General features: G+C 68.8%; 25 protein-coding genes and 1 tRNA gene. 16 read left to right on the top strand and 10 right to left on the bottom strand.

Annotated elements, in window-relative coordinates:
- The first annotated feature begins 40 nt into the window (after nt 1-40).
- Entirely contained in the window at nt 41-385 is a 345-nt protein-coding gene (locus IOD14_RS39040; protein WP_123989604.1) for a hypothetical protein, read from the top strand.
- A gap of 62 nt (nt 386-447) precedes the next feature.
- Here the strand turns inward: IOD14_RS39040 and IOD14_RS39035 are convergent, their stop codons facing one another.
- Both IOD14_RS39035 and IOD14_RS39030 read right to left on the bottom strand, forming a co-directional pair.
- Nucleotides 448-1,035: an isochorismatase family protein gene (locus IOD14_RS39035; protein WP_123989603.1), complete on the bottom strand. Its 588-nt coding sequence runs from the start codon at nt 1,033-1,035 to the stop codon at nt 448-450.
- A gap of 97 nt (nt 1,036-1,132) precedes the next feature.
- On the bottom strand, nt 1,133-2,479 hold the full coding sequence (locus tag IOD14_RS39030; RefSeq protein WP_212672778.1) for a nicotinate phosphoribosyltransferase: 1,347 nt from the start codon (nt 2,477-2,479) through the stop codon (nt 1,133-1,135).
- A 58-nt stretch (nt 2,480-2,537) separates the two neighbouring features.
- Here IOD14_RS39030 and clpS point away from each other — a divergent pair, with 58 nt between their 5' ends.
- The 7 genes from clpS (at nt 2,538) to IOD14_RS39000 (ending at nt 7,273) form a co-directional block, all read left to right on the top strand.
- On the top strand, nt 2,538-2,855 hold the full coding sequence (gene clpS / locus IOD14_RS39025) for an ATP-dependent Clp protease adapter ClpS (protein WP_123992669.1): 318 nt from the start codon (nt 2,538-2,540) through the stop codon (nt 2,853-2,855).
- A 12-nt stretch (nt 2,856-2,867) separates the two neighbouring features.
- Nucleotides 2,868-3,470 carry a DUF2017 domain-containing protein gene (locus tag IOD14_RS39020; RefSeq protein WP_123989601.1) on the top strand — a complete coding sequence of 201 codons (603 nt, stop codon included), beginning with the start codon at nt 2,868-2,870 and terminating at the stop codon, nt 3,468-3,470.
- 321 nt (nt 3,471-3,791) lie between these two features.
- Nucleotides 3,792-5,228 (top strand): amino acid permease, encoded by a 1,437-nt coding sequence (locus IOD14_RS39015; RefSeq protein ID WP_123989600.1) that lies wholly within the window; start codon nt 3,792-3,794, stop codon nt 5,226-5,228.
- Nucleotides 5,229-5,323: 95 nt separating this feature from the next.
- Nucleotides 5,324-5,746 (top strand): M67 family metallopeptidase, encoded by a 423-nt coding sequence (locus tag IOD14_RS39010; RefSeq protein ID WP_123989599.1) that lies wholly within the window; start codon nt 5,324-5,326, stop codon nt 5,744-5,746.
- Nucleotides 5,747-5,825: 79 nt separating this feature from the next.
- Entirely contained in the window at nt 5,826-5,921 is a 96-nt protein-coding gene (locus IOD14_RS44945; RefSeq protein WP_348540871.1) for a putative leader peptide, read from the top strand.
- A gap of 116 nt (nt 5,922-6,037) precedes the next feature.
- On the top strand, nt 6,038-6,316 hold the full coding sequence (locus tag IOD14_RS39005; protein ID WP_123989598.1) for a MoaD/ThiS family protein: 279 nt from the start codon (nt 6,038-6,040) through the stop codon (nt 6,314-6,316).
- 6 nt (nt 6,317-6,322) lie between these two features.
- Complete coding sequence (locus tag IOD14_RS39000) at nt 6,323-7,273, top strand: cysteine synthase (protein ID WP_123989597.1); 951 nt, start codon at nt 6,323-6,325, stop codon at nt 7,271-7,273.
- 4 nt (nt 7,274-7,277) lie between these two features.
- On the opposite strand, the gene IOD14_RS38995 is transcribed toward IOD14_RS39000, so the two are convergent.
- On the bottom strand, nt 7,278-7,727 hold the full coding sequence (locus tag IOD14_RS38995; RefSeq protein ID WP_123989596.1) for a type II toxin-antitoxin system PemK/MazF family toxin: 450 nt from the start codon (nt 7,725-7,727) through the stop codon (nt 7,278-7,280).
- Between the two features lie 233 nt (nt 7,728-7,960).
- On the opposite strand from IOD14_RS38995, the gene IOD14_RS38990 reads away from it, so the two are divergent.
- Entirely contained in the window at nt 7,961-8,713 is a 753-nt protein-coding gene (locus tag IOD14_RS38990; RefSeq protein WP_123989595.1) for an MBL fold metallo-hydrolase, read from the top strand.
- A 71-nt stretch (nt 8,714-8,784) separates the two neighbouring features.
- On the opposite strand, the gene IOD14_RS38985 is transcribed toward IOD14_RS38990, so the two are convergent.
- Nucleotides 8,785-10,035, bottom strand: a complete 1,251-nt coding sequence (locus tag IOD14_RS38985; protein WP_123989594.1) for a PTS transporter subunit EIIC — start codon at nt 10,033-10,035, stop codon at nt 8,785-8,787.
- A gap of 103 nt (nt 10,036-10,138) precedes the next feature.
- Nucleotides 10,139-11,443: a PTS transporter subunit EIIC gene (locus tag IOD14_RS38980; protein ID WP_212672777.1), complete on the bottom strand. Its 1,305-nt coding sequence runs from the start codon at nt 11,441-11,443 to the stop codon at nt 10,139-10,141.
- Between the two features lie 127 nt (nt 11,444-11,570).
- On the opposite strand from IOD14_RS38980, the gene IOD14_RS38975 reads away from it, so the two are divergent.
- The 4 genes from IOD14_RS38975 to rdgB all read left to right on the top strand — a co-directional run bounded on the left by IOD14_RS38975 (nt 11,571) and on the right by rdgB (nt 13,784).
- Entirely contained in the window at nt 11,571-11,804 is a 234-nt protein-coding gene (locus IOD14_RS38975; RefSeq protein WP_123989592.1) for a PTS glucose/sucrose transporter subunit IIB, read from the top strand.
- Nucleotides 11,805-11,880: 76 nt separating this feature from the next.
- Nucleotides 11,881-12,618, top strand: coding sequence for a ribonuclease PH (rph, locus tag IOD14_RS38970; protein WP_123989591.1), 738 nt, complete (start codon nt 11,881-11,883; stop codon nt 12,616-12,618).
- A gap of 147 nt (nt 12,619-12,765) precedes the next feature.
- Nucleotides 12,766-13,170: a hypothetical protein gene (locus tag IOD14_RS38965; protein WP_123989590.1), complete on the top strand. Its 405-nt coding sequence runs from the start codon at nt 12,766-12,768 to the stop codon at nt 13,168-13,170.
- Between the two features lie 11 nt (nt 13,171-13,181).
- Nucleotides 13,182-13,784 carry an RdgB/HAM1 family non-canonical purine NTP pyrophosphatase gene (gene rdgB / locus IOD14_RS38960; protein WP_212672776.1) on the top strand — a complete coding sequence of 201 codons (603 nt, stop codon included), beginning with the start codon at nt 13,182-13,184 and terminating at the stop codon, nt 13,782-13,784.
- Between the two features lie 54 nt (nt 13,785-13,838).
- Here rdgB and IOD14_RS38955 read toward each other — a convergent pair.
- From IOD14_RS38955 to bcp, 4 genes are all read right to left on the bottom strand, one after another.
- Nucleotides 13,839-13,922 (bottom strand) — tRNA-Leu (locus IOD14_RS38955).
- Entirely contained in the window at nt 13,922-14,599 is a 678-nt protein-coding gene (locus IOD14_RS38950; RefSeq protein ID WP_212672775.1) for an HNH endonuclease, read from the bottom strand. Before IOD14_RS38950 ends, IOD14_RS38955 begins: the two co-directional genes overlap by 1 nt.
- Nucleotides 14,596-15,237, bottom strand: coding sequence for an HNH endonuclease signature motif containing protein (locus IOD14_RS38945; RefSeq protein WP_123989587.1), 642 nt, complete (start codon nt 15,235-15,237; stop codon nt 14,596-14,598). Before IOD14_RS38945 ends, IOD14_RS38950 begins: the two co-directional genes overlap by 4 nt.
- Before the next feature lie 140 nt (nt 15,238-15,377).
- Nucleotides 15,378-15,845: a thioredoxin-dependent thiol peroxidase gene (bcp, locus tag IOD14_RS38940; protein WP_123989586.1), complete on the bottom strand. Its 468-nt coding sequence runs from the start codon at nt 15,843-15,845 to the stop codon at nt 15,378-15,380.
- Between the two features lie 93 nt (nt 15,846-15,938).
- Between bcp and IOD14_RS38935 the strand changes: the two genes are divergently transcribed.
- The 3 genes from IOD14_RS38935 to sugE all read left to right on the top strand — a co-directional run bounded on the left by IOD14_RS38935 (nt 15,939) and on the right by sugE (nt 17,153).
- Complete coding sequence (locus tag IOD14_RS38935; RefSeq protein ID WP_123989585.1) at nt 15,939-16,268, top strand: DUF3618 domain-containing protein; 330 nt, start codon at nt 15,939-15,941, stop codon at nt 16,266-16,268.
- Between the two features lie 44 nt (nt 16,269-16,312).
- Nucleotides 16,313-16,663: a co-chaperone GroES gene (locus IOD14_RS38930; protein WP_123761009.1), complete on the top strand. Its 351-nt coding sequence runs from the start codon at nt 16,313-16,315 to the stop codon at nt 16,661-16,663.
- A gap of 169 nt (nt 16,664-16,832) precedes the next feature.
- A complete protein-coding gene (sugE, locus tag IOD14_RS38925) occupies nt 16,833-17,153 on the top strand; it encodes a quaternary ammonium compound efflux SMR transporter SugE (protein ID WP_123989584.1) in 321 nt (106 codons plus the stop codon).
- A gap of 27 nt (nt 17,154-17,180) precedes the next feature.
- On the opposite strand, the gene IOD14_RS38920 is transcribed toward sugE, so the two are convergent.
- On the bottom strand, nt 17,181-19,592 hold the full coding sequence (locus tag IOD14_RS38920) for a transglycosylase domain-containing protein (RefSeq protein WP_212672774.1): 2,412 nt from the start codon (nt 19,590-19,592) through the stop codon (nt 17,181-17,183).
- Between the last annotated feature and the right edge of the window lie 16 nt (nt 19,593-19,608).

Raw genomic sequence — 19,608 nt, 5'->3', positions numbered from 1 at the left:
GCTTCCTTATTGACACCGACGCACACGGGGGTGTGACCGCATGGCCGCAGGAGGTTTCTGCAAGCTGCCGAACGGCAGGGTGGTGGTGGCGCTGAACCTGCCCCGCCCGCCCGCCGACGGCTACGGCAGCGTGCGGGTACTCGTCCACGCCCACAACCGGGCGCGCGCCCTGACCAGGCTGCGCAATCTGGGGCTGCGCGCGGTGTACCTGCGCGGCAACGGCGCGCCCCCGACCCCGGACGAGATCACGGCCGTGCTCCACCACCCGGACGGGCTGATATGGCGTACTGCCCCTGACAACGCTGTCGCGGGCGGACCCGAGCTGGTCCAGGAGCTGTGGCATCCGATCAGGTCACTGCTGAGGAGGCCGACGGCACCGGTCTGAGCGCCGGCCCCGCCACCGCGCGGCCGCTCCGGACGACCTGCTTCCCGCCGAGCGGCCGTTCCCTAGACGACCGGCTTCCCGGAGAGCTCCACGCCCGCCTCCCGCAGCTCCTCGATCGCCCGTTCGGTCGTCGCCTCGGCGACTCCGGCGGTGAGGTCGAGGAGGACGTGGGTGCGGAAGCCCTCCCGGGCCGCGTCCAGGGCGGTGGCCCGTACGCAGTGGTCCGTGGCGATCCCGACCACGTCCACCTCCGAGACCTCGCGCGCCCGCAGCCAGTCGCCCAGCGTGACGCCGTTCTCGTCGGCGCCCTCGAAGCCGCTGTACGCCGCCGCGTACGCCCCCTTGTCGAAGACCGCGTCGATCGCCCCGGAGGCGACGGCCGGAGCGAAGTTCGGGTGGAAGCCGACCCCCTCGGTCCCGGCGACGCAGTGCGCGGGCCAGGAGTGCACGAAGTCGGGGTTGTCGGCGAAGTGGCCCCCGGGGGCGATGTGGTGGTCGCGGGTGGCCACCACGTGCTGGTAGCCGGAGCCCGCCGCCTGCCCGATCAGTTCGGTGACGGCGGCGGCCACATCGGCACCTCCGGCCACCGCGAGACTGCCTCCCTCGCAGAAGTCGTTCTGCACGTCGACGACGATCAAGGCGCGGCGCATGGTGGGTGTCCTTCGACTAAGAGTGAACTTACGAGCCTAGAGACTTCGGGGACCGGGCGGGAGGGGGCATGGACGGGCGCGTTCGGGGCGACAGCCGCTAGTTACCCGTGCGCCCGTTGACATACTCCGTCGGAATGACGGGCTCCCCGCGCGAGAGCTGGGTCGCCGACAGCGGCAGGTTGGCCCGGGCGGCGGCGTGCCGGTCCCGTACGACGTCCAGCGGCTCGCGGGCGACGACCTCGCCGCCCTTGACCAGCTCCACCAGCAGCTGCCGCTCCGCGAGCCCCGGCGGCACCGGCCCGGTGCCCACCACCTCGGCCTCCGCGTACCCCTCCGCGTCCAGCCGCCTGGCCGCCCACTTGCGGCCGCCGACCGAGGTCTTGCCCCCGGACGACTTCTTCGCGACCGGGATCAGCGACGCCTTCGGGTCGTCGGACTCGGCGCGCGCGACCAGCTTGTAGACCATCGAGGCGGTCGGGTGCCCGGACCCGGTCACCAGCTGGGTGCCGACGCCGTACGCGTCCACCGGGGCCGCGGCCAGCGAGGCGATGGCGTACTCGTCGAGGTCGGAGGTGACGATGATCCGCGTCCCCTTCGCGCCCAGCTCGTCCAGCTGCTGCCGCACCCGGTGGGCGACCAGGAGCAGGTCTCCGGAGTCGATGCGCACGGCCCCCAGCTCGGGCCCGGCGACCTCGACGGCCGTACGGACGGCCTCGGTGACGTCGTACGTGTCCACCAGCAGGGTCGTGCCCCGGCCCAGCGAGTCCACCTGGGCCTGGAAGGCGTCCCGCTCCTGGTCGTGCAGGAGGGTGAAGGCGTGGGCGGAGGTGCCGACCGTGGGGATGCCGTAGCGGAAACCGGCGGCGAGGTCGGAGGTGGTGGCGAAACCGCCGACGTAGGCGGCGCGGGCGGCGGCCACCGCGGACAGCTCGTGGGTGCGGCGGGCGCCCATCTCGATCAGCGGCCGGTCGCCCGCTGCCGAGGACATCCGGGAGGCGGCCGCGGCGATCGCGGAGTCGTGGTTGAGGATCGACAGGATCACGGTCTCCAGGAGCACGCACTCGGCGAAGGAGCCCTCCACTCGCATGATCGGCGAGCCGGGGAAGTACACCTCGCCCTCCGGGTAGCCCCAGATGTCACCGCTGAAGCGGTAGGAGGCGAGCCAGTCCAGGGTCTCCTCGTCGACGATGTCCCGCTCCCGCAGGAAGCCGAGCACGTCCGCGTCGAAACGGAAGTTCTCCACCGCGTCCAGCACCCGGCCGGTGCCCGCGACGACGCCGTAGCGCCGCCCGTCCGGCAGCCGCCGGGTGAAGACCTCGAAGACACTGCGCCGTTCGGCGGTACCCGCCTTCAGGGCGGCCTGCAGCATCGTCAGCTCGTACTGGTCCGTGAAGAGCGCCGTCGAGGGAACGTCCACCGGCAGCCCAAGGTCCGCTGTGTTCATAACAAGAGATGCTACCCCACTTCGCGTCAGTGTGACGATTTGTGGGGTGCGTGGCAGCATGGGCCGTGTGACGTCACCCGCTCCCGTAGAGATCGAACGCACCGAGTCGGCGGAAGAGGTCTTCGCCGTCCCCGAGCCGGACGTTCCCTGGGTCACGATCGTCCACAACGACCCGGTCAACCTCATGAGCTACGTGACCTACGTCTTCCAGTCGTACTTCGGCTACACGAAGGACAAGGCCACCAAGCTGATGCTCGACGTCCACCACAAGGGCCGCGCGGTGGTCTCCAGCGGAAGCCGCGAGGAGATGGAACGCGACGTGCAGGCCATGCACGGCTACGGTCTGTGGGCCACCCTTCAGCAGGACCGGAAGTAGCGACAAACCCTGATGCCAGGAACCTTCGAACCGCTCCCCGGCGGCGGCGCGGCCGTCGCCCTCGACGACGTCGAGATCTCCATCATCCGGTCGCTGGCCGTCCAGCTCCTGGAACTCATCGGCCCGGGGCCCGCCGAGGACGCCCCCGACGACCCGCTCGCCGAGCTCTTCGCGGACGGGCCGAGCGAGCCGCCCTCCGACCCGGTGCTCAAGCGGCTCTTCCCGGACGCCTACAGCGACCCCGAGGGCACCCCCGAGGCCAAGCAGGCCGAGGAGCAGCGGGCCTACTCCTCGGAGTTCCGCCGCTACACCGAGAACGACCTGCGGGCCGGCAAGCGCGAGAACGCCCTCGCGGTGGTCCGCACCCTGGACGCGCTTCATGTCGCGGGCGACGGCGGGGCGGTCCTCAAGCTGTCCACGCCCGAGTCCCAGCAGTGGCTCGGCGCCCTCAACGACCTGAGGCTCGCGATCGGCTCCCGCCTCGACATCACCGACGAGGAGGACACCGACCTCCTCTACCGGCTCCCGGACGAGGACCCCCGCAAGCCGATGGTGATGGCGTATCTGTGGCTGGGCGGCCTCCAGGAGACCCTCGTGACAACGCTTATGCCGTGAAATGTGACGGTTCTGTGTTCGCTCAGAGGACGCTCAAATCCGGATAACGATCACGTCACCGCACTGACGGCTTTCGCGCATTCCGGGCGCCGTTTGTCCGCTTCTTCCTGTGTCCTGCGCCACATGCCGCTCGGGCGATCAACGTTGCGGCCGTGATAAATCTTCACGACCGCCCGGGCGAACACCACCCGAATGTTCGGCCGGGTGCGCCACCGAGCCGGTGATCGCCGGCCAGGCACCGCTCCATCATCCGGGGGGATCGAGAACCGATCCGAGGCCGACGAGAGGCCCGGTTCGGCATGGAGAAAGGCGCACCACCACATGACCTCCGCTCAGGTCGACACAGGCTCGGACTCGGAGAAGACCTCCGAAGAGGGGTACGAGCGCGGACTCGGCAGCCGCCAGGTCCAGATGATCGCGATCGGCGGCGCCATCGGCGTCGGCCTCTTCCTCAACGCCGGGGCGAACATCGCCAAGGCGGGTCCGAGCCTCATCCTGATGTACGCCGTCGCCGGCGTGATCATCTTCTTCATCATGCGGGCACTGGGCGAGCTGCTGCTCTACCGCCCGGTCTCCGGCTCCTTCGCGGAGTACTCCCGCGAATTCCTCGGCCCGTTCTTCGGCTACTTCACTGGCTGGACGTACTGGCTGCTGTGGGTCGTCACCGGCATGGCGGAACTCACCGCCGCCGCGATCTACGTCAACTACTGGTTCCCGGCCGTCCCCCAGTGGACGACGGCCCTGGTCTTCCTGGTCGTCCTGTTCGTGGCCAACCTGATCTCGGTGAAGCTGTTCGGCGAGATCGAGTTCTGGTTCTCGATGATCAAGGTCACCGCCCTCATCGGCATGATCGTGATCGGCCTCGGCGTCCTCACCTTCGGCTTCAGCGCCGCCGGTGACACCGCCGCGGTCTCCAACCTCTGGGCCTTCGACGGCTTCTTCCCCAAGGGCATCGGCTCGTCCCTGATGACCCTGCAGGGCGTGATGTTCGCCTACCTCGCCGTCGAGCTGGTCGGCGTCACCGCCGGTGAGTCCGAGAACCCCGAGAAGACCCTGCCCAAGGCGATCAACACCCTGCCCTGGCGGATCGGCCTCTTCTACGTCGGCGCCCTCACCGTCATCCTGTGCGTGGTCAAGTGGACCGAGTTCGCGGCCGGCGTCAGCCCCTTCGTGAAGGCGTTCGCCGTGATCGGCATCCCGGCGGGCGCCGGCATCGTGAACTTCGTCGTCCTCACCGCGGCCCTGTCCTCCTGCAACTCCGGCATGTACTCCACGGGCCGCATGCTGCGCACCCTGGCCGACAGCGGAGAGGCGCCGCAGGCCTTCAACAAGCTCTCCGTGACCCGCACCCCGGCACTGGCCATCACGGTCTCCGTGCTCTTCATGGGCATCGGCGTGGTCCTGAACTACGTCGTGCCGGAGAAGGCCTTCGGATACGTCGTCTCGGTCGCCACCGCGGCGGGCATCTGGACCTGGCTGATGATCCTGATCAGCCATGTGCGCTACCGCCGCGAGGTGGTGGCCGGCCGCCTGCCCGCCTCCTCCTTCCCGGCCCCGGGCGGCTCGGTCGGCAGCTGGATCGCCATCGTGTTCCTGCTCTTCGTGACCTGCCTGATCGCGTACGACGCCGACTCACGGGTGTGCCTGTACGTGATGGCCGGCTGGGCCGCGGCGCTGGGCGTGGGCTGGGCCGTGCTGAAGTCCCGCAACCCGGGGATCGCCGCACGGCCGGAGTCGGAGTTCGAGAAGATCGGTTAGCCCGCCGGCCGCGGCTGCGCGGGTGAGTGTCCGGCATGTGGGCCGCTTCGTACCGTCCCTCGGTACGAAGCGGCCCTCTGCTTATCCTTTTCCCCATGCTGACCATCACCCAGGACCTCGTCGACCGGATCGTCGCGCACGCGCGCAAGGACCACCCCGACGAGGCGTGCGGAGTCGTCGCGGGACCGGCGGGGTCGGACCGGCCCGAGCGCTTCATCCCCATGCTCAACGCGGCCATGTCGCCCACGTTCTACGAGTTCGACTCCGGCGACCTGCTGAAGCTCTACCGCGAGATGGACGACCGCGACGAGGAGCCGGTGGTCATCTACCACTCCCACACCGCCACCGAGGCCTACCCGTCCCGTACCGACATCTCCTACGCCAACGAGCCCGGCGCCCACTACGTCCTCGTCTCCACCGCCGACACCGACGGCCTCGGCGACTTCCAGTTCCGCTCCTACCGGATCGTGGACGGCGAGGTCACCGAGGAGGAGGTCACGGTCGTAGAGACCTACTGATCTCACAGTTCGGTCAGAATTCATCCAGCATGCGAGATCACACTCCGGGACCCCGGCCGGGAATCGATACGATGAGCCCATGGTTTCTAACGACGTGAGCGAGAAGACGCCGGGCGCCCTGCTCGTGGCGCGGCTGCACGTCGACCTGTGCAGGCTCGCCAGCGCCATCTGTTGACGCTGCCCCTGCCGCCGCACGGCCGTGAGCCGCGGCGCGCCACACATGCACGACCTGCTGTACCAGCGCTGCCGCGCGCCCACCGACCAGACACCATCCGACAGGAGCCCTGAGCCATGGCCATCGAGGTCCGCATCCCGACCATCCTCCGCACCTACACCGACGGCCAGAAGGCGGTGGAGGGCACCGGGAACACCCTCGCCGAGCTCTTCGCCGACCTCGAGACCCGGCATGCGGGCGTCCAGGCCCGCATCGTGGACGGCGGCGAGCTGCGCCGCTTCGTCAACGTCTACCTGAACGACGAGGACGTCCGCTTCCTCGACGGCATCAACACCAAGCTCACCGACGGCGACAACGTCACGATCCTGCCGGCCGTGGCCGGCGGCATGGCCTGATCGTCGATGCGTTACGACTCCCCGCTGGCCGCGGTGGGCAACACCCCTCTGGTGCGCCTGCCGCGGCTCTCGCCGTCCGCCGACGTACGCATCTGGGCCAAGCTCGAGGACCGCAACCCCACCGGCTCGGTCAAGGACCGCCCCGCCCTGCACATGATCGAGCAGGCGGAGAAGGACGGCCGCCTCACCCCCGGCTGCACCATCCTGGAGCCCACCTCCGGCAACACCGGCATCTCGCTGGCCATGGCCGCCAAGCTCAAGGGCTACCGGATCGTCTGCGTGATGCCCGAGAACACCTCGCAGGAGCGCCGGGACCTGCTCGCCATGTGGGGCGCCGAGATCATCTCGTCCCCCGCAGCGGGCGGCTCCAACACCGCCGTACGGGTCGCCAAGGAGCTGTCCGCGGAGCACCCCGACTGGGTGATGCTCTACCAGTACGGCAACCCCGACAACGCGGGCGCCCACTACGCGACCACCGGCCCGGAGATCCTCGCCGACCTCCCCTCGATCACGCACTTCGTCGCGGGCCTCGGCACCACCGGCACCCTCATGGGCGTCGGCCGCTACCTGCGCGAGCACAAGCCGGACGTGAAGATCGTCGCCGCGGAACCGCGCTACGACGACCTGGTGTACGGGCTCAGGAACCTCGACGAGGGCTTCGTGCCCGAGCTCTACGACTCCTCCGTCCTCACCACCCGCTTCTCGGTCGGCTCGGCCGACGCGGTCACCCGCACCCGTGAGCTCCTCCAGCAGGAGGGCATCTTCGCGGGCGTCTCCACGGGCGCCGCCCTGCACGCGGCGATCGGCGTCGGCAACAAGGCGCTCAAGGCGGGGGAGTCCGCCGACATCGCCTTCGTCGTGGCCGACGGCGGCTGGAAGTACCTGTCAACCGGCGTCTACACGGCGGCCACGACGGAGGAAGCGATCGCGACGCTGCAGGGCCAGCTCTGGGCCTGACCCGCTAGGTCGCCAGGTGACGGACCTGGTCCCACAGGACCGGGTCCACCACACCCGCCTTCCGCCGGAAGTCCCGCACCGGCACCTCCCGCAGCTCGTCCGTCTCCAGGAAGCTGGCCCGCCCCCGGGCATCGCCGACGGCACCCGGCGGCAACGGGATCACCCCGGTCCGCTCGTCGTGGTACTTGCTGGTGATCTTCGCGACCGTCACCCGCTCGCCGCGCACCAGGAGCACCAGACAGGGCCTGTCCTTGCCACCGGGCCCGTCCTCGTACGGCACGTTCGCCCACCAGATCTCCGCGGGCCGCGGCCGCAGCCCCGTACGCCCGGCCGGCCGAGTCGAGCGGTCCGCACGCCCTCGGGGCCGATGCCCCCGCCCCCACCCGTCCACCAGCGTGGCGACCAGCGCGAGCAGCACGACTGCGGCGAGCGCGAGCCACCAGGACGTGTCCATGAGGACGACGTTACCGGCGCGCGATCTGCCCCGCGCGCCCTCTGTGGAACCCGTGATCCCTCTCTCACTCCTCACGCGCCCCTGGTCCAGCCGAACCGGTGACACCACAGGTGAGTTCCCCCACAACAGCCCTTGGCGGAGGAGCGACCGGAGGTTTTGCGCCTTACGCTCGACGGACCGCACGACCCCCGTCTCTATCCCAGAAAAGTCCCGCCAGCGGAGGTTTCTGTTTCATGAAGCTCACCGTCGTCGGCTGCTCGGGGTCGTTCCCGTCCGCGGAATCGGCCTGCTCGAGCTACCTCGTCGAGGCCGACGGCTTCCGGCTGCTTCTCGACATGGGCAACGGTGCCCTTGGCGAGCTGCAGCGCCACTGCGGTCTCTACGACCTCGACGCGATCTTCCTCAGCCATCTGCACGCCGACCACTGCATCGACATGTGCGCGTACTTCGTCGCGCGCTACTACCGCCACGACGGCGGCCGCTGCGACCCCATCCCGGTCTACGGCCCCGAAGGCACCGAGCACCGTCTGACCACGGCCTACGCCGACACCCCCACGGCCTCCTCCATGAGCGAGGTCTTCGACTTCCACACGGTCAAGCCGTCCACCTTCGACATCGGGCCGTTCACGGTCCACACCGAGCGCGTGGCGCACCCGGTCGAGGCGTACGGCATCCGCGTCGAGCACGGCGGCAAGTCGCTGACCTACTCCGGCGACACGGGGCTGAGCGGGGCGTTGACCGAACTGGCCCGCGACACCGACCTGTTCCTGTGCGAGGCCGCCTTCACGCACGGCAAGGAGAACATCCCCGACCTGCACCTCAACGGCCGCGAGGCGGGTGAGACGGCGACCCGGGCAGGAGCCCGCCGCCTGGTCCTCACCCACATCCCCCCGTGGACCGACCCGCAGGTCAACCTCGCCGACGCGCGCGCGGTGTTCGACGGCCCGGTGTCCCTGGCGGCGCCGAGGGTGTCGTACGACATCTAGCCCCTGCGACATGCCGAAGGCCCCCGGAGCGGTTCAGGGCTCCGGGGGCCTTCGCATGCCGTACGGCCGGCCTACGCCTTGGTGAGGTCCTCGACCTCTTCCTCGGGCTCGCGGCCCGGGGTGGGGAGGTTGAACTTGACGATGGCGAAGCGGAAGACGACGTAGTAGATGGCGCCGAAGACCAGGCCGATCGGGATGATCAGCCATGGCTTGGTGGCCAGGTTCCAGTTCAGCCCGTAGTCGATGACGCCCGCGGAGAAGGTGAAGCCCGCGTGGACGCCCAGCGCCCAGGTCACCGCCATGGAGACGGCGGTCAGGACCGCGTGGATCGCGTACAGCACCGGCGCGATGAACATGAACGAGAACTCGATCGGCTCGGTCACACCGGTCACGAAGGAGGTCAGCGCGAGCGAGATCATCATGCCCATCACGGCCTTGCGGCGCTCGGGGCGGGCGGAGTGGGCGATCGCGATCGCGGCGGCCGGCAGACCGAACATCATGATCGGGAAGAAGCCGGACATGAACTGGCCGGCCGTCGGGTCGCCGGCGAAGAAGCGGTTCAGGTCGCCGTGGACGATGGTGCCCGTCGCGTCCTTGAAGTCGCCGAGCTGGAACCAGGAGACGGTGTTCACGAACTGGTGCATGCCGATGGGGATCAGCGCGCGGTTGATCAGGCCGAACAGTCCCGCACCGACGGCGCCGAGACCGGTCATCCACTCACCGAAGTCGGAGATGACCTCACCGATCGGCTCCCAGACCAGCCCGAAGAAGACGCCCATGAGGGTGCCGACGAAGGCCATGATGATCGGCACCAGGCGGCGGCCGTTGAAGAACCCGAGCCAGTCCACCAGCTTGGTGCGGTGGAAGCGCTGCCACAGCACGGCCGACAGCAGCCCCATCAGGATGCCGCCGAGGACGCCGGGGTTGTTGTAGGTCGCGGCTATGTCGGCGCCGGCCTGGACCTTCGCCTCGGTGACCGGGAACGCCTTGAGGACGTTGCTGTACACCAGGAAGCCGACCAGGGCCGCCAGTGCGGTCGAGCCGTCGGACTTCTTGGCGAAGCCGATCGCGACGCCGATACAGAACAGCATCGGCAGATTGTCGAAGATCGCGCCACCGGCGGTGGCGAACACGGACGCGACCTTGTCCCAGCCGAAGCCGTCCTTGCCGAACACATCGGGCTGGCCGAACCGGAGCAAGAGCCCCGCCGCCGGCAACACGGCGATCGGGAGCTGCAGGCTTCGGCCGACCTTCTGCAGGCCCTGGAAAAGACCGGATCCCCGCTTCTTGGCGGGGGCCGCCGTCTCGGTGGCGGTGCTCATAACGCTTCCTCCATCGGGTGGTGGTCTACACCACTCAGTGGTGTAGACCTGTTGTACACGATGGGGGCGTTATAAGGAACCCGTCAGTTCTGCAACCGGAGGACTACAGCTTGGTGACGTCCTCGACCTCCTCCTCGGGCTCCCTGCCCGGCGTCTTCAGGTCGAACCTGGTGATGGCGAACCGGAAGATCGCGTAGTAGACGGCCGCGAAGCACAGGCCGATCGGGATGATCGCCCACGGCTTCGTCGCCAGATTCCAGTTGATGACGTAGTCGATGAGCCCGGCCGAGAAACTGAATCCGTCGTGCACCCCGAGCCCCCACGTCACCGCCATCGACACACCCGTCAGCACCGCGTGCACCACGTACAACAGCGGCGCGATGAACAGGAACGAGTACTCGATCGGCTCGGTGATCCCCGTCACGAAAGAGGTCAGGGCCACCGAGAGCATCAGACCGCCCACCTCCTTGCGGCGGGCCGGCTTCGCGCAGTGCGTGATCGCCAGCGCGGCGGCCGGCAGCGCGAACATCATGATCGGGAAGAACCCCGAGGTGAACTGCCCCGCGTTCGGATCGCCCGCCAGGAACATGTTGATGTCACCGTGCACCTGGGAGCCGTCAGGCTTGGTGTACGTCCCGAACTGGAACCAGATGGGCACGTTCAGGAACTGGTGCAGACCGATCACCAGCAACGCCCGGTTCGCGACACCGAACAGCCCCGCACCCCACGACCCCGCGCCCTTCAGCCAGTCGCTGAAGTTCTCCAGCCCGTTCCCGATCGGCGGCCACACCCACAGACACAGCGCCGCGAAGGCGATCGCCACGAACGCCATGATGATCGGCACCAGCCGCCGCCCGTTGAAGAACCCGAGCCAGTCCACCAACTTGGTGCGGTGGTACCGCTGCCAGAAGAACGCCGTCAGCAGCCCCATCACGATGCCGCCGAACACCCCCGGGTTCTGATAGGTGAACGACACCACCGTGTGGTCCACCGTCGCCTGGCACCCGATGCCCTGCACGGTCGTCGACCCGCTCGGACAGTCCTCCGGAAACTGCCGCAACACCGAGAAATAGACCAGGAATCCGGCCACCGCGGCCAGCGCCGTCGACCCGTCAGACTTCTTCGCCATCCCGATCGACACACCCACGCAGAACAGCAGCGGCAGCCCCAGCGAACCGTCGAGCAGCGCACCGCCCGCTCCCGCCATCACCTTGGAGACGTTCGTCCACCCCAGGCCGTCGTCCCCGAACACATCCGGCTGGCCCAGCCGGTTGAGGATGCCCGCGGCCGGCAGCACGGCGATGGGCAGCTGCAGACTGCGGCCCATCTTCTGCAGTCCCTGGAACGCCGACTGCCACCGTCGGCGCGCGGGAGAGACCTCGGTCTCGGCGCTTGAGGGCTGGCTCATGAGTTGGCGACCGCCTGTCAGGTGGTGTAGACCAGTCACGGACGATTGGGTTGCTGTGACGTCATCTTTCGGTACGTACGGCGCAATCGCTCGCGAAGTTGGGCCAACTGTGCGTGAGGAGACCGACATGGCCACCAAGGCAGAGAAGATCGTCGCCGGACTCGGCGGCATCGAGAACATCGAAGAGGTCGAGGGCTGCATCACCCGCCTGCGCACCGAGGTCGTCGACGCGGGCAAGGTCGACGAAGCCGCCCTCAAAGCCGCAGGCGCCCACGGCGTCGTCAAGATGGGCACCGCGATCCAGGTCGTCATCGGCACCGACGCCGACCCGATCGCCGCGGAGATCGAGGACATGATGTGAACCACCCGTTCACTTGAAAGGGCCCCTTCCCACCGCGGGAGGGGCCCTTTCCCCTGGTGCCGATAGGCTCGGCGCCATGTCTCGAATCGACGGCCGCACCCCCGAACAACTCCGCCCTGTCACCATCGAACGCGGCTGGAGCAAGCACGCCGAGGGCTCCGTCCTCGTCTCCTTCGGCGACACCAAGGTCTTCTGCACCGCCTCCGTCACCGAAGGCGTCCCCCGCTGGCGCAAAGGCAGCGGCGAGGGCTGGGTGACCGCCGAGTACTCCATGCTGCCCCGCGCCACCAACACCCGCGGCGACCGCGAATCCGTCCGCGGCAAGATCGGCGGCCGCACGCACGAGATCAGCCGCCTCATCGGTCGCTCCCTGCGCGCGGTCATCGACTACAAGGCGCTCGGCGAGAACACCATCGTCCTCGACTGCGACGTCCTCCAGGCCGACGGCGGCACCCGCACCGCGGCCATCACCGGCGCCTACGTGGCACTGGCGGACGCCGTCTCCTGGGCCCAGGGCAAGAAGCTGATCAAGGCCGGCCGCAAACCCCTGACCGGAACCGTCAGCGCGGTCTCCGTGGGCATCGTCGGCGGAGTCCCCCTGCTCGACCTCCGCTACGAGGAGGACGTCAAGGCCGACACCGACATGAACGTCGTCTGCACCGGAGACGGCCGCTTCGTCGAGGTCCAGGGCACCGCCGAAGCCGAACCCTTCGCCCGCGACGAGCTCAACTCCCTCCTCGACCTCGCCGTCCTCGGCTGCTCCGAACTCGCCGCCCTGCAGAGCAAGGCGCTTGATACGGTCCTCGAAAGGTAAAGGGACCGCCAAGAACGGTGGGCCGGTACGCGCAACCCGACCGGCCGTCCCGGCGTCTTCGGGAGTACGGGCGCCCGCTGTGCACAACGGGCGCCCGGCCAGTCAACGGGGGCCTCCTGAGGCCTGCCACAGGGAGGGAACAGATCCATGGCCGCCAGCCGACGCCGCCGTAGTCGCCTTGTCACCATCGCCGCAGCGGTGGCCGCCGTAGGACTCACGGTCGGCCTCACCACAGGCTGCGACGCCGTCAGCAAGGCCCTGGACTGCGTCCAGACCGCCGAGGCCGTCGCCGACAGCGTCACCGACCTCCAGCAGGCCGTCGAGAACGCGTCGAACGACCCCACCCAGATCGACGAGGCCCTCACCTCCATCGACCAGAACCTCGACGAGATCGGCGACAAGACCGACAACGCCGACGTCAACCAGGCCGTCGACAACCTCGGCACAGCCGTGACCAACGTCCGTACGGCCGTCAAGAACGGCGACGAGACCCCGGACCTGAGCCCCATCACCGACGCGGCCGGCGAACTGACCAAGGTCTGCACGCCGTAATACTGGTGGGCATGACCCGCCTGATCCTCGCCACCCGCAACGCCGGGAAAATCAACGAGCTCCACGCGATCCTCGCCGACGCAGGTCTGCCCTTCGACCTCGTCGGCGCGGACGCGTACCCCGAGATCCCCGACGTCAAGGAAACCGGCGTCACCTTCGCCGAGAACGCCCTCCTCAAGGCCCACGCCCTCGCCCAGGCCACGGGCCTGCCGGCGATCGCCGACGACTCGGGCCTCTGCGTGGACGTCCTCAACGGCGCCCCCGGCATCTTCTCGGCCCGCTGGTCAGGGACGCACGGAGACGACGTCGCGAACCTGAACCTGCTCCTGGCCCAACTGTCGGACATCGCCGACGAACACCGCGGCGCCCACTTCGCCTGCGCGGCGGCACTCGCCCTGCCGGACGGTACGGAGCGGGTCGTCGAGGGCCGGCTGCGGGGCGTCCTGCGCCACGCCCCTGTGGGCACGAACGGCTTCGGCTACGACCCGATCCTCCAGCCGGACGGCGAGACACGGACCTGCGCCGAGCTGACGGCGGAGGAGAAGAACGCGATCAGCCACCGGGGGCAGGCGTTTCGGGCGTTGGTGCCGGTGGTGCGGGAGTTGTCGGGCTGAGGTGCGTACGGAAACGGCCTGCGCATCGATCCTTCGATTCGCAGGCCGTTTGTGTGCGGCGGAAGGGATTCGAACCCTCAAGCCCGATCAAGGGCCACAGATCCTAAGTCTGCTGTGTCGCCATTGCACCACCGCCGCTAGGCGTCTGCCATCGTACCGGGAGCCGCTCGGCGCCTGTTGCCTCCCCTGCACCAGGTGCTGGTGATCGCGTGGCAGTTGGGGCAGAGCAACCGCAGGTTCTCGCGCCGGTCGTCGCTCCAGTCCCCGTTGATGTGATCGACCTCCAGGGTCATGGGCTTGCCGAGCCATTCGGGGCCGACGCCGCAGTCCGCACACTCTTCGGGGACGCCGACTTCGCACAGAGCACGGCGCAGCAGGTGGGTCCTCGTTCGGCGCCTGCCGTCGTGTTGTACCAGGATCTCCTCCGGGTGCTTGAGGACGGCTGGGCGAGTCTTCCCTCGTTGATGGGCTTGCCCCAAGAAGTGCGCAGTTGTGAGGCCCTCCTCGGCGACCCACTGACGTAACAGCGCGCGCTGCCTGCCGTTGTCCGGGCGCTCCAAGCGGCGCAGCGCCTCCGCGATGGATTTGGACCTGGCGATTGCGCCGCGCAAGTCGTCGGGGGTGGGGCGGCGCTGCCCGCCGTTGGGGCTGAAGTGCGAGACGTCGATGCCGAAGTGCGCGAACCGTCGGATGAGGTAGCGGCGGAGTGTGGTGTACGGCTGGGTACCGAAGAAGGCGATGACCTCTTCGATGTCGGAGCACCGTGCTGCGGCTTCGGCCAGCCGCTCCCGGGTGTACTGCACACCGCTGCTCATGAAGCGCGCCCCTTGCCGCGCCCGCGGTAATTGTCCGTTGTCGAGTGGCAGTTGGGGCACAGAAGCCGCAGGTTCTCGGCGCGGTTGTCCCGCCAGTTGCCGTCGATGTGGTCGACCTCGAGGGGCAGCGGATACCCCCGCCAGACTGCTTCGACACCACACAGGGCACACCGCTCGGGTACACCGACGCTCGTCATCGCCCGCCTGAGGCGATCGCTATGGATGCGCCGGGCGTTGTCCGCGGGCTGCTCGGTGAGCAGTTCGCCCGGCGTCCGGCGACGCAACGCGTCCCCCCGCTGGATCGGCACCTGGAAGTGCGAGACATCGATGCCGTACGCCTTGATCCGCCGGCTGATGTGTGTGTGGTGCCCGCCCACCACCTCGAGTCCCAGCCGACGCAGCACCTCGCACATGTTCGTCGACGCCGAGACGGCTTCCTGGAGGATCTCCCGCGTCCACTTCACCCCCTCCCGCTCGAAGTGCGAGATGTCCACGCCCAGCTTCTTCATCCGCTCGGCGACGTACCGCCGAGTCGAACTCCGCGGATCCACCCCCAACCTCTGCAACGCCTCGGACAAGGTCCGAGCTCCCCGAGCCGCCTCCTCCAGTCGCTCCCTGGTGTACGCACTGGCCCCCACCGAACCCCCTCCGTCCCCGACCGCATGTTCGCGACCTCGTACGGAGTAACGAACCGCTTATCGGACAGTCACGCCCGAAACGTAAAGCGGCTCGCCCCGGGTGTTCCGGTGCGAGCCGCTCGGCAGGGGGACGTGGGGGCTCAGATACCCAGGTCCTTGATGATCTTCGCCACGTGGCCCGTCGCGCGGACGTTGTACAGGGCCCGTTCGACCTTGCCCTCCTCGTCCACGATGATCGTGGAGCGGATGACGCCCATGTAGGTCTTGCCGTAGTTCTTCTTCTCGCCGTAGGCGCCGTAGGCCTCGGTCACGGTCTTCTCCGGGTCGGCGAGGAGGGTGACCTTCAGGGACTCCTTCTCGCGGAACTTCGCCAGCTTCTCCGGAGCGTCCGGGGAGACGCCGATGACGTCGTAGCCCGCGCCGGCCAGCACCTCCAGGTTGTCCGTGAAGTCGCAGGCCTGCTTCGTGCAGCCGGGGGTCAGCGCGGCCGGGTAGAAGTAGACGATGACCTTGCGGCCCTTGTGGTCCGACAGGGACACCTCGTGGCCGTCGGCGTCGGGCAGGGTGAAGGCGGGGGCCACGTCCCCGGGCTGGAGTCGCTCGCTCATTGGGCCAGAGTAACCGGGGGTCCTGACAGTGCAGTCGCGCGCGGAACTGACAGACTGTCCAGGACAAGCAGAAGCGACCCCGGAGGCTCTACCGTGGCGGACACGTCGGACATCAGAACCCCGGCGCAGATCGAGGCGGACATCAAGCGCCGCCGCGACATGCTGGCCGAGACGCTCGACGAGATCGGGGTGCGGGTGCACCCGAAGACGATCGTCGGCGATGCCAAGGCCAAAGTAGTCTCCAACATCGACCACACGCTCGGGCGGGCCTACGTCTCCGTCAACAAGGCGGTCACCGACGTGAAGGCCCAGTTCGTGGACGAGGACGGCGCTCCCCGTCTGGAGCGTGTCGTGCCCGTCGCCCTCGTCGCCGTGGGACTCGTGGGGCTGCTCGCCCTGGGAACCCGGCGCCGCAAGGGCTGACCCGGCCGCGTACACGGCCGCCGAGGACAGGTAGGTTCAGTGGCGTGAGCGCCAAGAGAAACGACACCCCGCACGACAAGCTGCCCATCCGGATGCTGCACGACCGCGTACTGGTCCGGCAGGAGAACGGCGAGGGCGAGCGGCGGTCGGGCGGCGGCATCCTCATCCCCGCCACCGCGGCCGTCGGACGCCGGCTGGCCTGGGCCGAGGTCGTCGCCGTGGGTCAGAACGTACGGACCGTGGAGCCCGGGGACCGGGTGCTGTACGACCCGGAGGACCGGGCCGAGGTCGAGGTGCGCGGGACCGGGTACGTCCTGATGCGTGAGCGCGATCTGCACGCGGTGGCGGCCGACCGGTTCGAGGGCTCCGAGGACTCGACCGGCCTCTACCTCTGATTCAGCGGTTCAAAAGGGCTGGTGACCATCGTCACCAGCCCTTTTTGTCGTTCCTTTGCTAGTTTTGAAAGTGCCAGCCCGACGAGACGCGCCGTACCGGGACGGGAAACAGCCGTAGGCAAAGACGACGCACTCCCTGTCAGAGATCGAAGTCTCGGAGGTGCTCGTCATGGCCTGGGTTCTGCTCGTCGTCGCCGGTCTGCTCGAGGTCGGCTGGGCGGTCGGCATGAAGTACACCGACGGTTTCACCCGGCTCGTGCCGAGCCTGTTCACCGGCGCGGGCATCGTCGCCAGCATGCTGCTGCTGTCGTACGCCGCCAAGTCCCTGCCCATCGGTACCGCCTACGGCGTCTGGGTCGGGATCGGGGCGGCCGGGGCGGCGGTGCTCGGCATGGTGGTGCTGGGTGAGCCGGTCACCGCCGCCCGGATCTTCTTCGTCTGTCTGCTGGTGGTCGCCGTCGTGGGGCTGAAGGCGACCTCCGGTCACTGAGGGGCGACCGCGGGCACTGAGGCGCGGTCACTCCCGCCGGGTCGTGCCCACCAGGTTCTGGCCGCCGGTCGCCGCGCCGCCGCTCGGTGAGTCCCCGGTGGTGCCTCCGGTCGCGTCACCCGTGGTGCCGCCGTCGGTCGTGCCGCCACCGGTCGAGGTGTCCCCGGCGGTGCCGCCCGTCGTCGTGCCGCCGTCGGTCGTCGTGCCGCCGGTGTCGCCGCCGGTCGTGGTGTCGCCGGTGGTGCCGCCGTTGTCCTGGCCCTGGGTCTGCCCCTGGGACTGGCCCTGGGTCTGCCCCTGCGTCTGGCCCGGGGTCTCCTGGCCGCCGGTGGTGTCGCCCGTGGCGCCGCCGTTGTCCTGGCCCTCGGTGCTCGGGTCGACGGGGGCCTGGGTGCTCGGGGCCCGCTGCTCGGCGCCCGGCTGGAGTTCGAGGTCGAAGTCGCTGACCGACTTCCCCTTGAGGGCGGCCTTGGTGTACTGCGCCCAGATCTCGGCGGGCGGCCCGCCGCCGTTGACGCGCTCCAGGCCCATGGCGCCGTACAGCGACTTGTGCGCGGCGGTCACCGGGTCCTGGCCCATCACGGAGACGACCGTGGCGAGTTCGGGGGTGTAGCCGGCGAACCAGGCCGCGGTGTCCTCCTCGGCGGTACCGGTCTTGCCCGCGGCGGGGCGGTCCGCGCCCTGGGCGGCGGTGGCGGTGCCGTTCTCGACGACGCTCTGCAGGATCGAGGTGGTGGTGTCGGCGGCCTCGCGGCTGATGGCCTGACGGGTCTTCTGAGCGGGCAGCTCCACGGTCTCCTGGCCGTCCTTGGTGATCTTGTCGATCATCGTGTACGTGCCGTGCCTGCCGTGGTTGGCGAGTGTCGCGTAGGCCTCCGCCATGTCGAGGACGCTCGCGGTGTTCACACCCAGCGCGATCGAGGGGGTCGCGGTCAGGTCCGGGGTGTCGGCCGGGATGCCCAGGTCGATCGCGGTCTGCTTGACCTTGTCGGAGCCGACGTCGACGGCCATCTGCGCGTACACCGAGTTGACGGACTTGTCGGTGGCCTCGCGCACGGTGATCTCGCCGTAGGAGCCCTGGTCCTCGTTCTCGGGGGCGTAGTTGCCGCCGCTCCAGCCCACGACCGGACGCTTGTTGGTGCCGTCGTAGTAGGTGTTCGGGGTGATGGTCTGGCCGTCCTGCGTCTCGGAGTCGTTCTGGACGGCCGAGGCGAACACGATGGGCTTGAAGATGGAGCCGACCTGGAAGTCGCCGCGGGTCGCGCCGTTCGTGTACTGCTTGACGTAGTCGATGCCGCCGTACATCGCGACGACCTTGCCGGTCTTCGGGTCGACGGAGGCGCCGCCCGCGCGGACGTAGTTGTCGACCTTGTTGTCCTTCTTGTCGAGCTTCTTCATCACCTGGTCGTTGACCGCCTTCACGAAGGCGTCCTGCTTGCTCTTCTGCAGGGTGGTGGTGATGCGGTAGCCGCCCGCCTCCAACTGGTCCTTGGTGAGGATCTTGTTGTTGATGATGTAGTCCTCGACGGCGTCCTTGATGTAGCCGCGCTGCCCGGACAGACCGGTGGAGAGGGTCTGCTCCTTGGGCATCGGGAACTTCAGGCCGGTGCGCGCGGACTGGGCGAGCCAGCCCTTCTTGACCATGCCGTCCAGGACGTAGTTCCAGCGGGCCTCGGCCGCCGCCTTGTTCTCGGGGTGTGCGACGACGTCGTACTCGCTCGGGGCGTTGACCAGCGCGGCGAGGTAGGCGGCGTGGGCCGGGTCGAGGTCCACGGCGTCGACGCCGTAGTAGGCCTGGGCGGCGGCCTGGATGCCGTAGGCGTTGCGGCCGAAGTAGCTGGTGTTGAGGTAGCCCTCGAGGATCTCGTCCTTTGACTTCTCGCGGTCCAGCTTGATCGAGATGAAGAACTCCTTGGCCTTGCGGGTGACCGTCTGCTCCTGGGCCAGGTAGTAGTTCTTCACGTACTGCTGGGTGATCGTCGAACCGGACTGCTTGCCCTTGCCGGTCGCGGTGTTCCACGCGGCCCGCAGCATGGCCTTCGGGTCGATCGCGGACTCGGTGTAGAAGTCGCGGTCCTCGGCGGCGAGGACGGCGTGCTGGGCGTCCTTGGAGACCTGCGAGAGGGAGACGTTCTCGCGGTTGACCTCGCCGTCGCGGGCGAGCTGGCTGCCGTCGGCGTACAGGTAGACGTTGGACTGCTTGGTGGCGAGCGCGTTGGCCGGCGGGATCTTGACCATGGAGTAGCCGAGGTAGAACAGTCCGGCCAGGGCGATCAGCCCGAGGACGAAGGTGCCCAGCACCATGCGCCAGGTCGGGATCAGCCGTCGCCAGCCGGTCCGCTTGGGCCGCTTGGCCTTCTTCTTCCCGCCGGGCTCTTCAGCCTGCTGCGTCTCTCTCGGTGCCCAGCCCTCGGTCGGCTGCTGCGGCTGGTCGCTCATCTCGTGCACGGACTCC

The sequence above is a fragment of the Streptomyces sp. A2-16 genome (assembly GCF_018128905.1).
GTDB lineage: Bacteria > Actinomycetota > Actinomycetes > Streptomycetales > Streptomycetaceae > Streptomyces.
This window is presented reverse-complemented; position numbering and strand designations above follow the sequence as displayed.

Bases quoted from the DNA above. Each gene is read 5' to 3' on its own strand.
- rph (WP_123989591.1), top strand. From the start codon at position 11,881: ATGTCTCGAATCGACGGCCGCACCCCCGAACAACTCCGCCCTGTCACC.
- IOD14_RS39015 (WP_123989600.1), top strand. From the start codon at position 3,792: ATGACCTCCGCTCAGGTCGACACAGGCTCGGACTCGGAGAAGACCTCC.
- IOD14_RS38995 (WP_123989596.1), bottom strand. From the start codon at position 7,727: ATGGACACGTCCTGGTGGCTCGCGCTCGCCGCAGTCGTGCTGCTCGCG.
- IOD14_RS39000 (WP_123989597.1), top strand. From the start codon at position 6,323: ATGCGTTACGACTCCCCGCTGGCCGCGGTGGGCAACACCCCTCTGGTG.
- IOD14_RS39010 (WP_123989599.1), top strand. From the start codon at position 5,324: ATGCTGACCATCACCCAGGACCTCGTCGACCGGATCGTCGCGCACGCG.
- IOD14_RS39020 (WP_123989601.1), top strand. From the start codon at position 2,868: ATGCCAGGAACCTTCGAACCGCTCCCCGGCGGCGGCGCGGCCGTCGCC.
- IOD14_RS39040 (WP_123989604.1), top strand. From the start codon at position 41: ATGGCCGCAGGAGGTTTCTGCAAGCTGCCGAACGGCAGGGTGGTGGTG.
- clpS (WP_123992669.1), top strand. From the start codon at position 2,538: ATGGGCCGTGTGACGTCACCCGCTCCCGTAGAGATCGAACGCACCGAG.
- IOD14_RS38950 (WP_212672775.1), bottom strand. From the start codon at position 14,599: ATGAGCAGCGGTGTGCAGTACACCCGGGAGCGGCTGGCCGAAGCCGCA.
- IOD14_RS38920 (WP_212672774.1), bottom strand. From the start codon at position 19,592: ATGAGCGACCAGCCGCAGCAGCCGACCGAGGGCTGGGCACCGAGAGAG.
- IOD14_RS39035 (WP_123989603.1), bottom strand. From the start codon at position 1,035: ATGCGCCGCGCCTTGATCGTCGTCGACGTGCAGAACGACTTCTGCGAG.
- IOD14_RS38975 (WP_123989592.1), top strand. From the start codon at position 11,571: ATGGCCACCAAGGCAGAGAAGATCGTCGCCGGACTCGGCGGCATCGAG.
- IOD14_RS39005 (WP_123989598.1), top strand. From the start codon at position 6,038: ATGGCCATCGAGGTCCGCATCCCGACCATCCTCCGCACCTACACCGAC.
- sugE (WP_123989584.1), top strand. From the start codon at position 16,833: ATGGCCTGGGTTCTGCTCGTCGTCGCCGGTCTGCTCGAGGTCGGCTGG.
- IOD14_RS38990 (WP_123989595.1), top strand. From the start codon at position 7,961: ATGAAGCTCACCGTCGTCGGCTGCTCGGGGTCGTTCCCGTCCGCGGAA.
- IOD14_RS44945 (WP_348540871.1), top strand. From the start codon at position 5,826: ATGGTTTCTAACGACGTGAGCGAGAAGACGCCGGGCGCCCTGCTCGTG.
- bcp (WP_123989586.1), bottom strand. From the start codon at position 15,845: ATGAGCGAGCGACTCCAGCCCGGGGACGTGGCCCCCGCCTTCACCCTG.
- rdgB (WP_212672776.1), top strand. From the start codon at position 13,182: ATGACCCGCCTGATCCTCGCCACCCGCAACGCCGGGAAAATCAACGAG.
- IOD14_RS38985 (WP_123989594.1), bottom strand. From the start codon at position 10,035: ATGAGCACCGCCACCGAGACGGCGGCCCCCGCCAAGAAGCGGGGATCC.
- IOD14_RS38980 (WP_212672777.1), bottom strand. From the start codon at position 11,443: ATGAGCCAGCCCTCAAGCGCCGAGACCGAGGTCTCTCCCGCGCGCCGA.
- IOD14_RS39030 (WP_212672778.1), bottom strand. From the start codon at position 2,479: ATGAACACAGCGGACCTTGGGCTGCCGGTGGACGTTCCCTCGACGGCG.
- IOD14_RS38965 (WP_123989590.1), top strand. From the start codon at position 12,766: ATGGCCGCCAGCCGACGCCGCCGTAGTCGCCTTGTCACCATCGCCGCA.